The following is a 13,958-nucleotide window of genomic DNA, read 5'->3' on the forward strand; positions in this document are numbered from 1 at the left end:
GTCAGCAGTTCGGCAGGAGGTTGATGTTGTCGCCACCCTCCAGGTTCAGCCAGGCCCACGGGATGTAGTTCTTGCCCGAGTACTCGACCTGCACCCACCAGGTGCTCTGCTTCTGGTTGTTGTAGATCCAGGCGTCGACGTTGTCGCCCTGCTTCTTGCAGTACGCCTTCAGCCGGGTGCCGGGCTTCGCCCAACCCACCTGCTTGGAGTTGAGCTGCTGCGTCACCGAGAAGATCTCATTGCCGTTGCGGCCGTCGACCTCCGCGTCGCAGTACGTGCGCTGGTCGCCGCTCGGGCCGTTGTTGCAGGTGGCGATGCCGTAGAGCGCGTCGGTGCTCTGCGCCCGGGTCGCGGTGCCCTTGCCAGCCGCGTTGCTCGCCGTCACCGTCACCGTATACGCCGTGCCCGGCGTCAGGCCGGTCACCCGCAGGCTTGAGCAGCTCCCGCTGGCCGTCTGGCCGCCGGTGGCGGCCGAGCAGGTCGCCCGCCCACCGCCCGCGTCGACGGTGAAGTTCACCGTCACCGAGGTGGCGTCGGCCGACGAGCCGGTCACTGTGACCTGCGGCGCGGCCACCGTGCGGGCCGTGGCGCTGGCCGCGGCGCCCGGACCGGCCTCGTTGACCGCCTTCACCTTGACCGTGACGTTCTGCCCGTCGCCGAGCCCGCCGATCGTGGTTCGCACGTCGGTCACCTCGGTGGTCTTCCCGGCGGCCTCCACCACGTACTTCGTCACGGGCCGGCCGTTCTCCACCGCCGGCGCCCACTGCACCGCGATCGTGCCCGGCTGGTCGGCCACCGTGGACGCCTGCAACTCGGTCGGCGCGGCCGGGGCGGTGAACGGCACCACCGTGTTGCTCACCGGCGACGCCTTCGACCCGGCGCCCTTGTCGCTCACCGCGATCACAGTGAAGGCGTACTGCGTCCCGTACTCCAGTTGGCCGGCGGGGATGACCAGCTCGGTCTTGGCCGAGTCGCCGGCCGGGGCGGTCGAGCCGGCCGAGCTGGCGGTCACCGCGTACTTCGTGACGGTGTTGCCCTGGCCGTTGGCGGCCGGCCACTTCACCAGCACCGTGCCGTCCGGCCGGGCCTCGGCCGTCACACTGGCCGGCGGGTCCGGCACGGCGGCGGTCGGCGTGACCGGGTTGCTCCGGCGAGCCGGCCCGTCGCCCTTGGCGTTCACCGCGTGCACCTCGAACGTGTACGTCTCACCGTTGGTCAGCCCGGTGATCTCCAGGGCGCGCTGGTTCGCGCCCACCTCGTGGCGCTGGCCGGCACCTTCCACCACGTACCGGGTGATCTCGGCGCCGTTGGACGCGGCCGCCTGCCAGCTCACCCGCGCCGACGCGTTCCCCGCGGCTGCCGTCACCGCGCGCGGCGCACCGGGCTTGCCCACCTTCGGCTTCTTCGGCGGGGGCGGCGGCGGGGCGACCGGCGGCGGGTCGCCGCCGAGCACGTCGTTGGCGTACTTGTTGACCTCGCGGACCTGGTTCTTGTCGTCCACGACCTGCGCGGTGGAGGAGTTGGGCGGGTTGATGAAGAGGTGGTTCTCGCGGACCTCCAGCTCCATCGGCCCGGGCCGGCCGGTGCCCTTGATGGTGTCGACGAGCTGCCCGTTCGCGTCGAAGGCGTAGACCGTGCCGGTGGTCTCGTCGGCGCAGTAGAAGCGGCCCGCCCAGGCCACCGCCGGGCTGAGCTCCCCGCCCGCGCCGGGCACCGTGAACCGCTGCACCTCGGCGGCGTCGCGGACCACGTGCACCTTCCGCTCACCGCTCACCGTGACCGGCACCTGCGGACCGGTGGTGCGCGTCGGCAGGCTGCCCGGTGCCGTCATCGTCAGGTCGGCCCGCTGGGTCCGGCCGGCCTGCACCGTGACCAGCGAGGCGGAGGTGCGGTCGAGCACCGCGACTCCGTCGTCCAGCGTGGACACCACCAGCTCGTGGGCCGGCTCGGCCACCTCGTACGTCTCCACCCGCTTCGGGCTGAGCCCGGCGGGCGGCGCGTCACCCGGGGTGGCGGGCAGTTCGGCGGCCGTGACCGCGGAAACGGTGCCCTCGCTCGGCACCGCGATCCACAGCTTGCCGGTGCCGTCGAACGCCCCGCCGGTGATGCCCGGCGGGTAGCGCACCGGCTCGCCCACCGGGGTCAGCGACCGCGGGTCGAGCTGCCGGACGATGCCCTGTACCGCGTCGACGACGAACGCCGAGTCCTCGTGCAGCGCGACGCTCACCCCGAGGCCCGGCGCGGTCGGCGTCCGCGCCGTGATCTGGAGGGTGGCCAGATCCAGCGAGCTGACCTGGCCGGTGTTCAGGTCCCGCAGGATCAGCAGCCGGTCGGTCTGGGCGACCTGCATCTGGTGCCGGCGCCCGCCGGGCACCTCCATCCGCGTGTCCACCCGGGCGGTGACCCCGTTGACCCGGGCCAGCTCGCTGCGGCTGGTGCTCCACAACCAGGACGAGGCGTCGTAGTTGGCCACCGCGTTGTCCGCGGCGCCCAGCCCGAGCACGGTCAACCCCATCGCCGCCAGCAGCGCGGCCACGGTGCCGATGGTTACCAGCCCGCCCCGCATCCGGGACCGGCGGCGGTCAGTCTCCGGCCCGGTGCTCGTGACGCTCTCGATGGTGGTCACTGGCGGATGCCTCCCCGCGTCGGTGGGGGAGGGCGGCGCGCGGTCGACCCTCCCCAGAGCCGGGAGCCATCATAGGGGCCGGCCCCGACCGGTGAAACCCGCACCGTCCCCCTGTGGACACCGAGCGTGGCGTGGCCACCGGTCAGTTGGGCGTCGTGCCACCCTCCCGGTCGGTGCAGACCTGACCGGAGGTGGCGTAGGTGTCCGTCGAGTAGACGGCCAGCACCGTGAAGCAGTAGTCCAGCTTCGGACTCAGCCCGTTCACCGTGTAGCGGGTCTGCCCGGCGTCCACCGTGGCCATCACCCCCAACTTCTGCCCGGCCCGCCCGCCGGCCACCACGAACGGCACCCCGCCGCCCGTCGGGTCGGTCCAGGTGACCGTGATCGTGGTGGTGTCGTCCTGCAACCGCAGCTCACCCGGCGGCGGACCGCTCGCCTTCGGCTTCGCCGCCGTCGGCGCCGGTGCAGGCGGCGGCGCCGGGTCGCGGTTGAGCAGCACCGCGCCCACACCGACGACGGCCGCCACCACGACCACCACGGCGCCCGCCACCACCGCCACCACCGTCCGGTTACGGCCGCGCGGCTCCGGCTCCTCCGCCACCGGGTACGCGGCCGGCTGGTGGAACGCTGGCGGCACCGCCGGCCAGGCCCCCTGGCTCGGGTACGGCTTCGGGTCCGGCTGCGTCGACTCGGGGAAGTCCAGCAACCCGTCGTAGACCGGCAGCCGCCGGGGCGCCTCGTCCCCGCTCTCCGGAGCGGAGTCCGGGCCGGGGCCGACAGAGCTCTCCGGCGCGGGGCCCGGGCCGGGCTCGACCGCGTCGGGCTCCTCCATGACCGGCTCGGGACGAGGGTCGCCGGGCCGGTCGAGGGCCTGCGGCGGGGCGGCGCTGCTCCACGGCGGCGCGGTCATTCCCCACGGCGGCACGGGAGAGGCGCTGACCGGGGCGGCAGCGGGCGGCCCGCTCATGGGAGAACCGGGCGGACCGCTGACCGGATATCCAGGCGGCCCGCTCACCGGATAACCAGGTGGGCTGCTGACCGGATGACCGGGTGGGCTGCCGACCGGATGGCGGGGCGGTGGGGGAACGCTTGCCGGCGGCCCGCTGGCAGGCGGCGCGCTGAACAAAGGGCTGCTGGCGGGTGGCGCGCTGAATGGCGGGGCGCTGGCGGGTGGGGTGGCGAAGGGCGTTCCCGTGCCTGCTCCGGCGCTGGCTGGCGGAGCATTGATTGGCGGGGGCGGAAGCGGCGCGGCGTTGCCCTGCGGGAGCGACGGCGGACCACTGAACGGCGGCGGCAGAGGCGCCCCGCTGGCGGGCGGTGGTGGGAAGGGTGCGCCGCTGACGGGTGGTCCGCTGGTCGGCTGCGGTGAGAAGGGCCCACCGCTCGGCGGCGGCCCGCTCACTTGTGGCGCGGGCAGACGCCGACCCTCAACGGGCGCATCGCTGCTCGGCAAGCCGCGGGCACGCGTGTTGGCCGGCGGAGGCGGCGGAAAGCCACCGCTGACCGGCGCCACACCCGCCGACGGGTCCTGCATCGGCCGCGCATCGACGGCGGCTGCCTCCGCCGAGGACTGATCGTTCCGTGCGATGCCCCCCGACGGCGGCCCGCTCACCGGCGGGGCCGGCTGCCCGCCGACGAACGGCGCGGCGAACGCGGCTCCCGCGACGGGCGGCTCAGCGGGCGGACCGCTCACCGGAGGCCCGCTGAGGGGTGAGTTGCCTGCCGGGGGAGTGCTGACGGGCGAAGTACCCGCCGGGGGCGCGCTGACCGGCGAGTCGCCGAACGGTGGCGTGCTGGCGGGCGGGTTGCCTGTCTGCGGCGCGCTGACGGGCGGGCTGCTCTGCGGGGCGGTCGCATCCGGGGGCGGCGAGGCGGCGAGCCGCTCGGCCTCCTCCCGGAGCAGCGGGCCGATCTGCTGCACCTGGATGGTCGGCCTGTCCCACCCCGGCGCCGGGGCCGCAGGGGCCTGCTTCTGGTCGCCGCCTTCCGGCTGACCCGCTTCGGCGGCCGGTCGGACCGGCGGCCGGTGTGGCGGGGCGGCCGCCGCCGGCGGGGCTGCGGGCGGGGCCGAGGTAGGTGCCGAGATCGGCGGAGCCGATGCCGGCGGGGCGGAGACGGGGATGGCCGGTGGCGGTGGGAGGACGCCGGCCGCGGGCGGCGCGGAGGTCGGGGCCGGGTTCCTCGGAGCCGGCGGTATGGCCGCGGCGGGCGGAACCGCCGGTCCGGGAACGCCGGAGACCGGCGCGCCCGATGCCGTGCCGGGCGCAGGCGGCGTCGACACCGGCCGGGCGGGGAGCGGGATGACCGGCGCCGGCGGCAGGGGGACCGACGGCCCGCCAGCCTGCGGTGCGGCAGCGACCGGCGGCATCGGCACGGGCGGTACCGGCGCCCACGTGCCGTGCTGTGCCGCGCCCGGCGCGGGCGGCACCGGCGTCGGCGCGGCCTGCTGCGCCGTGCTCGGTGCAGGCGGCAGCGGCCCGACCGGCGGTGCCGGGCTGGATGCAGGCGGCGTCGGCACGCCGGGCGGCGCCGGGTTCGGCGCGGGTGGCAGCGGCGTCGGTGCGCCCGGGGGCGCCGAGTGAAGCGTGGGGGGCGTCGACCCGATCGGTGAGGCAGGGCGTGGTGCGGGCGGCACGACGGGCGGAGGCGGCGCCTGCGTGTGCGGCGCCGGAACCGGCGGGGCGGGCGGCGCCGAGCTGGGCGCGTGCGGCGCCAGGTGCGTTGTGGGCGGAACCGGCCCGGGCGTCGACGGGGCAGGGAACGAGGGCGGTGCCGGGACGAGCGGGGGCCGGGGAGCGACCGGTGTGACCCCGGGCGCCGGCGGCACGGCGGTGACCGGCGGTGGTGCCGGGACGGCCGGGGCCGGGCCGGAAACGGGCGGTGCGGGGAACCGGGTCGTCGCCTCCGTGGGGGTCGCCCAGCCACTCGACCCGCTGCCGCCTTGTGCACCCGGGCCGGACATCGGGGCCGGGGGAGCCGATGCCGGCGAGGGGACGACCGGGGGCGGCGGCAGCGGGGCCGAGCCGGGCGGGGCGTTGGTCGGCGCGGGCGGGACCGGCGGGGGCGGCGGCAGGTGCGTCGCCGGGCCTGGGGCCGGCGGTGACCAGGGGGCCGGTCGGGCCGGCCCCGGCGGCGGGGCCCACTGGGTGCCGGGCACGGGCGGGGCGGGAGCGGGCGCCGTGGGTGCGCCGGGCCGGGGCGGGGCGGGCTGCGGTGGGTATTGCTGCTGCATCGCCGGCAGTGACATGGTCGGCCCGGACAGGGCTCCGGGGTCGGGCTGGGCGCCGGCGGCAGCGGGGGGCGGGCCGGGCGGGACGGGAGCGGCGGCGGAGCCGCCGAGGTACTGGCGGGCTGCGCGTACCGCGGGGTGGTCCGGACCGAGCACGTCGGGGCCGGCGGTGGCCACGCGGGTGTAGTTGCGGCGGGCCTCGTGCCGGTTGCCGAGTTCCTCGGCCACGCCGGCGAGGTCGAAGCTGAGCGCGAGCATCAGCGGGTCGGCCTCGCCGCGGCGGCGCTCGCCGGCCGCGTAGGCCTCTTCGAGTACACGCCGGGCGGCGGCCGGGTCGTCGGCCTCGCGGTGCAGGCGGGCCAGCAGGTGGCCGGTGGCCAGTATGTCGGGGTGGTCCTCCCCGTACGCCGGTCGGGCCGCCGCGATCGTGTCGGCGAGCAGGCGGCGGGCGGTGGTCAGGTCACCCGCGGAACGGAGCGCGAGGGCCTGGTGTTGAGCGGCGGTCAGGGGGGAGGGGTGGGACACGTGAGCAATGCTGCCCGGAATCGCCGGTTCCTCGCTACCCACCCCCCAGGATCCGGTACGGGGCGGCGGAGCGGGCGGCCGTGGCGGTGCGCTGAGCTGCGGAAAGGCGGTGGGGTGGCGGCGATGTGCATGATCCACCTCGGCCGTGTACAGTAATGCCCCGTGCGGCCCACCGGGGCGGCCGAACCGGTGAGAAGATCACCTCGGTCGACAGGGTAGGCTGGACGAGCAGGTCCGGGTGGCGGAATGGCAGACGCGCTAGCTTGAGGTGCTAGTGCCCGTATAGGGCGTGGGGGTTCAAGTCCCCCCTCGGACACCAGTCTTCGTGCGGGATCACGGGAGCTCACCACCGCGGTGGCTCCCGATGAGGACTCCGCGTAGCACTCGTGCAGACATCGATGACCGGGTCTCTCGGCGTCTCACGCTGAGGCTGGGCGCCCGACTCCGGCGGTCGCCATGACGGCCGCCCGGCAACCGCCCCGCCGACGCCTCCATGAGCAGCTGATCGGCGCGGTCATCCCCACCCCGCTTCCTCGCCCGGCACCGCCCTCGGCTCCGATGCCGGAGCTGCCCGCGGCCCTACCACCTGCGCGGGAACCGGTCGACGACCTCGTCTTCGACGTGGCCCGCCCGGACGCCGACGGACGCGTGGCGGCCCGAGCGCTGCTGCGGGCGCTGCGCTGGCCGTCCGGTCACCGCCTCAACATCGACGCCACCGGCGGCCTTCTCCTGATCACCGCGGCACCCGGTGGGACGCACGTCGTGGGAGCCCGCGGAGGGCTACCCCTGCCCGCGGCGGCTCGGCAGATGTGCGGCATCACCTCGCACCAGGTGGTGCTGCTGGCCGCGGTCCCGGCGCGCGATCTGCTCGTCGTGCACCCCTCGAACACCATCACCCGGATCCTCGCCGACCTGCACGCCGCCGCCCTCGAAGGCCCTTCTCATGCGGGCTGATCCGTCACGCATCGTCACCGCCCGACAGATCCTGGCGTACCTCGGCCTCACCCCGGCCGACCTCGCCGCTCACCCCGACCCGTCGCCGCGTATGCCGATGCTCGCCGAGTACATACCTCGCGTCGAGGCTGCGGCCAGTCCGGGCACCCGCCGCACCTACGGCACCTACTGGAACCGGATGGTCGCCACGCTCGGCCACCTGCGGCTGGACGAGGTGGCCGCCAGCGACATCGAAGCCCTCATGCGGCAGGTTACCGCTACCGCCCGCCCCCGACGCACGGGTCGGCAGGGTCGCCATGCGGGGGAGCACGTCATCGCGGCCGCCCGCGCCGTCTACCGACGGGCCATCGCCGATGGCTACCTCACCGCCGCGGACAGCCCCGCACACCGGGTCACCGAGCCGCGCCGGCTACCCAACCCTCGCCGCGCCCTCACCCCCGGCGAGCTGCAGGACATCAACCTGGTAGCGCGTACCAGCGGCAACGACGTCATCCTCGACGCCCTGCTGCTGCGCCTGCACACCGAAACCGCCTGCCGACGCGGCGGCGCCCTCGCCCTACGCCTGGTCGACCTCGACACCCGCCACTGCCTGGTCCGCCTCACCGAGAAAGGCGGCACCCTACGCTGGCAACCCATCACCCCGACCCTCGCCGCCCGCCTACAGGAACACACTCAGGCTCGGGGCGCGGTCCTGTCCACCGACCGGCTGGTGCGCTACCGCAACGGCCAACCGATCAGCAGCCGCCGCTACGACCACCTCTGGAGACGCATCGGCGACCGTCTGCCCTGGGTCGCCGCCCAGGGCATCTCCACCCACTGGCTGCGGCACACCACCCTCACCTGGGTGGAACGCCACTTCGGCTACGGCATAGCCCGCGCCTACGCCGGACACACCGACCGCCGCGGACCCGCCACCACCACCTACATCAAAGCCGACCTCTCGGCGGTCGCCGCGGCTCTGGCCGCCATGACCGGCGAACCACACCCACTCGCCGCGTCACCGCCGGCATCGGCCCGGTAGGCGACGCGCGGTTCGCGGCAACCGGTGAGGCTGCCAACCCTGAGGGCAGCGACATTCTCGCAAGAGGACAGTTATTGCCAGCTGGCAACTGCGTAATGCTGGCGGTAGCGGGTGGGTGCCCTGGCTCCGCGATGATCTGCACTTCGCCGAGGCGCCCACCCGCTGCGCTGTCGACGAAGGAGAAGGAGCCCCGATGGGCCTCTACACGCTGCCCGACATGCCGTACGACTACGGGGCGCTGGAGCCGGCGATGTCCGGCGAGATCCTGGAACTGCACCACAGCAAGCACCACGCCGCGTACGTCAAGGGCAGCAACGACGCCCTGGAGCAGTTGGCCGTCGCACGGGACAAGGGCGACTTCGCGGCGCTGGTCGGGTTGGAGAAGACGTTCGCGTTCAACCTGTCCGGGCACGTGCTGCACTCGAACTTCTGGAACAACCTGTCACCGGACGGCGGCGACCGCCCGGACGGGGAGTTGGCCGCCGCGATCGACGAGCACTTCGGCTCGTTCGACGGATTCGCCGGGCAGTTGTCGGCGGCGACGAAAGGCGTGCAGGGCTCCGGCTGGGGTGTGCTGGGCTGGGAGCCGCTGGGTCGACGTCTGATCGTGGAGCAGGTCTACGACCACCACGGCAACGTCGGGCAGGGCTCCACTCCGCTGCTGGTCTTCGACGCGTGGGAACACGCCTACTACCTGCAGTACAAGAACGTGCGTCCGGACTACGTGGACCGGCTGTGGGACCTGGTCAACTGGAGCGACGTAACCGCCCGCTTCGCCGCTGCCCGTACGACGGCCTCGACACCGTGACCAACGCGCCGCAGCCGGTTCCGGTCGCGGCGGACCTCGTGCAACGCGCCGCCGGGGTCATCGCGGCCCGCCACCGCGGGGACCTCGCCGGCGCGGAGGAACTCCTCGCCTCGTTCGCCTCCGAGCAGGCCCGCACGCTGGGCTTCTATCTCCTGGCGGACCTCGCCCTCGGGCTGGTATGCCAGCAGAGCGGCCAGTCCCTCGACGACCTGGTGCAGGAGTTGACCCTGCTCGTCGCCGGTGCGGCCCCGCCGCCACCGGCCTGAGCCCCGCAACCCCCGCACCGGAGCGACGCCCCGACCACCAAGGGGCGCCTCCGCCGCGTTCGGTCCGCGACACCACGGGCCGCCGTTCGTCCCGCTGCAGGAGCATCACATGGGCACGTCTCTGTCGGTTCGCCTAACGGCGGTGGCCGCCGCGCTGGTGGTCGCAGCCGGCTGCACGGCACCGGCGACCTCGCCGGACACCTCCCGTGCCACCCCGTACGTCGTGGCGACCTCCGGCGAGCCGGACACCCTCAACCCGGTACTGAACTACGGCGTCGACGGCGGTTCGTTGATCTTCGACGCTCTGGTGGCCCGCGACGCCCGGGAGAGTTCGTTTTTCTACACGGACGTGGCGGTGATCCGCAGGTACGGTTCCCGGGTGTGACCCGAGCACGATCACCTCGTCCGGGCCGGTGTTCGTCAGCTCGATCCACTCGCCGTCGGGATCGGCCGCACTCGGATGTCCGGTCGGCGCGGCGTGACCGCGTGCATCTCGGTCCGATGAGGCGGCATCCGGCGCCCTGGCCCTGCGCCTCGTGGACCTGGGCCACACCAACGGGCTCGTGCGCCTGACCAAGAAGAACGGCACAGTACGGTGGCAGTCGTTACGCCGACAGCGTGAGCGCCCCCAGGCATCCACGCCGCCGGCCAGTACAAACCGGTCCCGACCGGCTTACGGTTGAACTCGGCGTTGGTGACGTCCGGCCCCTGGAACACCTTCGCCCGGACGATGCCCAGCGCCCACCGCGCAGAGGTGGCGCAGAAGATCCGCACCCCTCATGCCCGATGAGCCGAATTGTCAGCGCCGGTCCGGGACAGCGGTGACGGCGCGTAGCTGTGGGTGGCGTCGGCGAAGTTGGTCCTCGAGCCCTTGGCGGAGGGTGGTGCGGGCGGCGGGGCAGCCGTGGCAGGCGCCGGCGAGGGTGACGGTGACCGTGCCGTCGCGGACGTCGACGAGCTCGATGTGCCCGCCGTGGGAGCGAGCGAGGTCGCCGACGGGCCCGTCGAGCAGTTCCTGCGCGGCGTCCCGCAGTGGTCCGTCGTCCGGCTCGCGGGCGGAGTCCGCCGGGGTCCAACCGGCCGGGTCGGCGAGAGCGGCGTGCAGCGCCGTACGGACGCGGGCTCCGTCGCGGGACCACTGCCGACCGGGATGCAGCGTGGTGACGATCGCGGCGGGTTCGACGCGGACCTGGGCGAGGGTGCTGTCGTCGCGCAGGGCGGCGAGCGGTGCGGGCAGGGTGGCGGCGATGCCGGTGAAGGGCAGCACCCCGGCCGGGGTGATCCAGCGCAGCTGCTCAGGGTGGCCCGTGACGAGCTGGGGGTGGATGGGGGTCATGACCTCAGCCCGCCAGGAGCGCGGTGATGGTCCTGGCGGCGTAGGCCATGATCCAGGCCAGCGTGGTCAGGTAGCCGAACGCGATCAGGGGCCATTTCCAGCCGCCGGTCTCGCGGCGGATGATGCCGACGGTGGCCATGCACTGCAGCGCGAAGGCGAAGTAGACCAGCAGCGCTGCGATGGTTGGTGCGGTGAACAGCGGCTGTCCGGCGTGCGGTCCGTCGGTGTAGGTCATCGCCTTGAGCGCCTTTGACGGTTCGTCGGGGTTCTCCGCGGCGGCGACCTGGCCGAGGGTGGCGACGAAGGTCTCCCGTGCTGATTGTGCGGACAGCACGCCGATGTTGATCCGCCAGTCGAAGCCGAGCGGGTCGAAGACCGGCGCGACGAGATGGCCCAGGCCGGCGGCGTAGCTGTGGTCGGCGACGTAGGCCGAGACTGCGGTCTGGTTGCCCGGGTCGACGCCGTGGGCGCGCAGGTCGGTGGTCGAGTGCAGGGGCAGGTTCAGCAGCAACCAGAGGCTGACGGTGGTGACCGCGATGATGGTGGTGCACTTGCGCAGGAACGACTTGGCCGAGTCGCCGACCGCGATCAGCACCGAGCGGGCTGAGGGGATCCGGTAGGGGGGCATCTCCATGTAGAACGGCAGTAGCGGGCCGGTGCGGTCGCCGAGTTTCTTGAACACCCAGGCGGCGGTCATGGCCGAGATCGCGCCGAGCAGGTACATGCCGAACATGACCAGGCCCTGCGCGCCGAACGGCCCCCAGCGGGCGGCCGGGTCGACGAGCAGGCCGATCAGCAGCACGTACACCGGCAGCCGCGCGGAGCAGGTCATCAGCGGCGCCGCCATCATGGTGGCCAGGCGGTCCTTGGCCGACGGCAGGGTGCGGGTGGCCATGATGCCCGGGATCGCGCAGGCGAAGGACGACAGCAGGGCCACGAACGCGCGGCCTTCCAGGCCGGCGCGGGCCATCACCCGGTCCATCAGGAACGCGGCGCGGGACATGTAGCCGACGCCCTCGAGCAGAGAGATCAGCAGGAACAGCAGCATGATCTGCGGCACGAACACGAGCACCGCGCCGATGCCGCCGATGACGGCGTCGCCGAGCAGTCCGGCCAGCCACGGGTTGCCGACGTGGGTGGCCACCAGCCCGGACAGCCACCCGAAGAACGTCTCCACGTAGCCCTGCAGGGGTGCGGCCAGGGTGAACACGGTCTGGAAGAAGAGCACCATCACGGCGAGGAACACGATGGTGCCCCACAGCGGGTGCAGCAACACCGCGTCGACGCGCTGGGTGATGCGGTGCCGGCCCGGGGCCCGGTAGCCGGCGAAGCTCAACACGGATTCGGCCCACGCGTCCGCCTCGGCCGGGTCGTCCGGTGGCGGAAGGGCCGGTGTCGACCACGTCGGCCACCGCTCGATCTGGTCGCGTAGCTGGTCGATGCCCTGCCCGCGGTTGCCGAGCACCCGCACCACCGGCACACCCAAGGCCTGCTGCAACGCCGGCAGGTCCAGTTGGCCCTGCCGTACGGTCATCTCGTCGGTGAAGGTCACCACCAGGCAGGTGGGCAGGCCGCGGCGCAGCACCTGCGCGACGAACCGCAGCGAGCGGCGCAGCGTGGTGGCGTCCACCACGACGAGCAGCGCGTCCGGGGGTGCCTCGCCGTCGAGGCGGCCGTCGAGCACGTCGACCATGATCTGCTCGTCGGGGCTGATCGGGTCGAGGCTGTAGGTGCCCGGCAGGTCCTCGATCAGGTACCGCCGTTCACCCGCTTGGATGGTGCCGACGAATCGGGACACCGTCACACCGGGGTAGTTGCCCGTCTTGGCGTGCAGACCGGTCAGAGCGTTGAAGATGCTCGTCTTACCGGCGTTCGGGCTGCCCGCCAGGGCCAAGCGCGGCAATGCCGTGTCAACGGCGCCACTTCCGGCCTCAGCGTGGCATCCCGAGTCCCTCACCGCGCGTCCCGGATCAGCACGTGCGCGGCCTGCGCGCGGCGCAGGCACAGGTCGTAGTCCTTGACCCGGTACACCACCGGATCCCGCAGGGGCGCGCGACGGACGACCTGCACCGGCGTCCCGGCGGTGAACCCGAGGTCCGCCAGCCGGCGGGCCGTCGACGGCGGCGCCCCGTCGGCCAGTCCCACGATCGTGGCCCGACCGCCCGGGGGCAGGTCCGACAGCCGACCCGCTGGCCCGGCGGAAGCCTCGACGGCACGCACGGCAAGGCCAGCGCGGGCGACAGCAGGACGTCTCAGCAGCACCAGCTCACCATAAGGTAAGGCTCGCCTCACTTGCCAGGGCGTGTGACGAAGTCCGGCCGTGTGGTCAGCCAGCCGACCACGACCACGTACCGTGCGGTTGTGCTGGCTGCGGCCGTGGCCAGCCGCGTGGCGGTCGAATCCCGTCGCGGTGGCCTTGACGCGCACTTCTGTCCCACGCGTCGCGCGATGATCGAGGTGTCCCGTGGTGATGCCAGGGTGCGGGTGTCGATGTTCCGGAAGGGGGTGGGCGGGGTGCGGGTGCTGGTCGTCGAGGACGAGACCGCCCTGGCGCAGGTGCTGCGCGCCGGCCTGAAGGACGAGGGGTTCGCCGTGGATGTGCAGCACACCGGGACCGACGGGCTGTGGGCGGCCACCGAGAATCCGTACGACGTGATCGTGCTGGACATCATGCTGCCCGGCCTCAACGGTTACGAGGTGTGCCGGCGGCTGCGGTCACGGGGCGTGTGGACGCCGGTGTTGATGCTGACCGCGAAGGACGGCGAGTACGACCAGGCGGACGCCTTCGACCTCGGGGCCGACGACTACCTGGTCAAGCCGTTCTCGTTCGTGGTGCTGGTGGCCCGGCTGCGGGCCCTGGTGCGCCGCGGCGCGCCCGCCCGGCCGGTCGTGCTGACCGCCGGGGACCTGACCGTGGACCCGGCCCGGCGGCAGGTCAGCCGGGCCGGCCAGGCCGTCCGGGTCACCGCGCGGGAGTTCGCGCTGCTGGAGTTCCTGATGCGGCACCGTGGTGACGTGGTGTCCAAACGGCAGATCATCGACAACGTCTGGGACGCCCACTTCGACGGCGACCCGAACATCGTCGAGGTGTACGTCGGCTACCTCCGCCGCAAGATCGACCAGCCGTTCGGTCGCCGGGCCATCCAGACCGAGCGGGGCATGGGCTACCGCCTGGCAGCCGACGGCGGCTGAG

At 73.6% G+C, this 13,958-nt stretch carries 13 protein-coding genes, 1 tRNA gene and 1 pseudogene; 9 read left to right on the top strand and 6 right to left on the bottom strand.

Features of this window, described 5'->3' with window-relative positions:
- Position 1 precedes the first annotated feature (1 nt).
- Both ABZW14_RS07420 and ABZW14_RS07425 read right to left on the bottom strand, forming a co-directional pair.
- Positions 2-2,566 (bottom strand): fibronectin type III domain-containing protein, encoded by a 2,565-nt coding sequence (locus ABZW14_RS07420; protein ID WP_355341598.1) that lies wholly within the window; start codon positions 2,564-2,566, stop codon positions 2-4.
- A gap of 202 nt (positions 2,567-2,768) precedes the next feature.
- Positions 2,769-3,593, bottom strand: a complete 825-nt coding sequence (locus ABZW14_RS07425) for a fibronectin type III domain-containing protein (protein WP_355341601.1) — start codon at positions 3,591-3,593, stop codon at positions 2,769-2,771.
- A 763-nt stretch (positions 3,594-4,356) separates the two neighbouring features.
- On the opposite strand from ABZW14_RS07425, the gene ABZW14_RS07430 reads away from it, so the two are divergent.
- Both ABZW14_RS07430 and ABZW14_RS07435 read left to right on the top strand, forming a co-directional pair.
- A complete protein-coding gene (locus ABZW14_RS07430; protein WP_355341625.1) occupies positions 4,357-4,620 on the top strand; it encodes a hypothetical protein in 264 nt (87 codons plus the stop codon).
- Positions 4,621-4,926: 306 nt separating this feature from the next.
- Positions 4,927-5,208, top strand: coding sequence for a hypothetical protein (locus tag ABZW14_RS07435; protein ID WP_355341628.1), 282 nt, complete (start codon positions 4,927-4,929; stop codon positions 5,206-5,208).
- Between the two features lie 755 nt (positions 5,209-5,963).
- On the opposite strand, the pseudogene ABZW14_RS07440 reads toward ABZW14_RS07435, so the two are convergent.
- Positions 5,964-6,380 (bottom strand): annotated as a pseudogene (locus ABZW14_RS07440) (tetratricopeptide repeat protein); the annotation flags it as partial.
- A 232-nt stretch (positions 6,381-6,612) separates the two neighbouring features.
- Here ABZW14_RS07440 and ABZW14_RS07445 point away from each other — a divergent pair.
- The 6 genes from ABZW14_RS07445 (at position 6,613) to ABZW14_RS07470 (ending at position 9,814) form a co-directional block, all read left to right on the top strand.
- Positions 6,613-6,699, top strand: a tRNA-Leu gene (locus tag ABZW14_RS07445).
- A gap of 239 nt (positions 6,700-6,938) precedes the next feature.
- On the top strand, positions 6,939-7,334 hold the full coding sequence (locus tag ABZW14_RS07450; protein ID WP_355341279.1) for a hypothetical protein: 396 nt from the start codon (positions 6,939-6,941) through the stop codon (positions 7,332-7,334).
- Complete coding sequence (locus ABZW14_RS07455; RefSeq protein WP_355341282.1) at positions 7,324-8,355, top strand: site-specific integrase; 1,032 nt, start codon at positions 7,324-7,326, stop codon at positions 8,353-8,355. Before ABZW14_RS07450 ends, ABZW14_RS07455 begins: the two co-directional genes overlap by 11 nt.
- A 193-nt stretch (positions 8,356-8,548) precedes the next feature.
- Positions 8,549-9,163, top strand: coding sequence for a superoxide dismutase (locus tag ABZW14_RS07460; RefSeq protein WP_355341285.1), 615 nt, complete (start codon positions 8,549-8,551; stop codon positions 9,161-9,163).
- Positions 9,160-9,429: a superoxide dismutase gene (locus ABZW14_RS07465; RefSeq protein WP_355341288.1), complete on the top strand. Its 270-nt coding sequence runs from the start codon at positions 9,160-9,162 to the stop codon at positions 9,427-9,429. Before ABZW14_RS07460 ends, ABZW14_RS07465 begins: the two co-directional genes overlap by 4 nt.
- A 109-nt stretch (positions 9,430-9,538) precedes the next feature.
- Positions 9,539-9,814 (top strand): hypothetical protein, encoded by a 276-nt coding sequence (locus ABZW14_RS07470; protein WP_355341291.1) that lies wholly within the window; start codon positions 9,539-9,541, stop codon positions 9,812-9,814.
- 414 nt (positions 9,815-10,228) lie between these two features.
- Here the strand turns inward: ABZW14_RS07470 and ABZW14_RS07475 are convergent, their stop codons facing one another.
- Genes ABZW14_RS07475 through ABZW14_RS07485 form a run of 3 tightly spaced genes read right to left on the bottom strand, consistent with a single transcriptional unit; the run spans position 10,229 to position 13,027 of the window.
- Positions 10,229-10,765: a NifU family protein gene (locus ABZW14_RS07475; RefSeq protein WP_355341294.1), complete on the bottom strand. Its 537-nt coding sequence runs from the start codon at positions 10,763-10,765 to the stop codon at positions 10,229-10,231.
- Positions 10,766-10,769: 4 nt separating this feature from the next.
- Positions 10,770-12,668, bottom strand: coding sequence for a ferrous iron transporter B (locus tag ABZW14_RS07480; RefSeq protein ID WP_355341297.1), 1,899 nt, complete (start codon positions 12,666-12,668; stop codon positions 10,770-10,772).
- Between the two features lie 50 nt (positions 12,669-12,718).
- On the bottom strand, positions 12,719-13,027 hold the full coding sequence (locus ABZW14_RS07485) for a FeoA family protein (RefSeq protein ID WP_355341300.1): 309 nt from the start codon (positions 13,025-13,027) through the stop codon (positions 12,719-12,721).
- A 252-nt stretch (positions 13,028-13,279) separates the two neighbouring features.
- Here ABZW14_RS07485 and ABZW14_RS07490 point away from each other — a divergent pair, with 252 nt between their 5' ends.
- On the top strand, positions 13,280-13,957 hold the full coding sequence (locus ABZW14_RS07490) for a response regulator transcription factor (RefSeq protein ID WP_355341604.1): 678 nt from the start codon (positions 13,280-13,282) through the stop codon (positions 13,955-13,957).
- Position 13,958 lies beyond the last annotated feature (1 nt).

Source organism: Micromonospora sp. NPDC004551, assembly GCF_040609975.1.
Taxonomy (GTDB): domain Bacteria; phylum Actinomycetota; class Actinomycetes; order Mycobacteriales; family Micromonosporaceae; genus Micromonospora.

What these genes read in the sequence shown, in the direction of transcription:
- ABZW14_RS07460 (WP_355341285.1), top strand. Translation starts at nt 8,549, where the DNA reads ATGGGCCTCTACACGCTGCCCGACATGCCGTACGACTACGGGGCGCTG.
- ABZW14_RS07475 (WP_355341294.1), bottom strand. Translation starts at nt 10,765, where the DNA reads ATGACCCCCATCCACCCCCAGCTCGTCACGGGCCACCCTGAGCAGCTG.
- ABZW14_RS07470 (WP_355341291.1), top strand. Translation starts at nt 9,539, where the DNA reads ATGGGCACGTCTCTGTCGGTTCGCCTAACGGCGGTGGCCGCCGCGCTG.
- ABZW14_RS07425 (WP_355341601.1), bottom strand. Translation starts at nt 3,593, where the DNA reads ATGAGCGGGCCGCCCGCTGCCGCCCCGGTCAGCGCCTCTCCCGTGCCG.
- ABZW14_RS07435 (WP_355341628.1), top strand. Translation starts at nt 4,927, where the DNA reads ATGACCGGCGCCGGCGGCAGGGGGACCGACGGCCCGCCAGCCTGCGGT.
- ABZW14_RS07455 (WP_355341282.1), top strand. Translation starts at nt 7,324, where the DNA reads ATGCGGGCTGATCCGTCACGCATCGTCACCGCCCGACAGATCCTGGCG.
- ABZW14_RS07420 (WP_355341598.1), bottom strand. Translation starts at nt 2,566, where the DNA reads ATGCGGGGCGGGCTGGTAACCATCGGCACCGTGGCCGCGCTGCTGGCG.
- ABZW14_RS07450 (WP_355341279.1), top strand. Translation starts at nt 6,939, where the DNA reads ATGCCGGAGCTGCCCGCGGCCCTACCACCTGCGCGGGAACCGGTCGAC.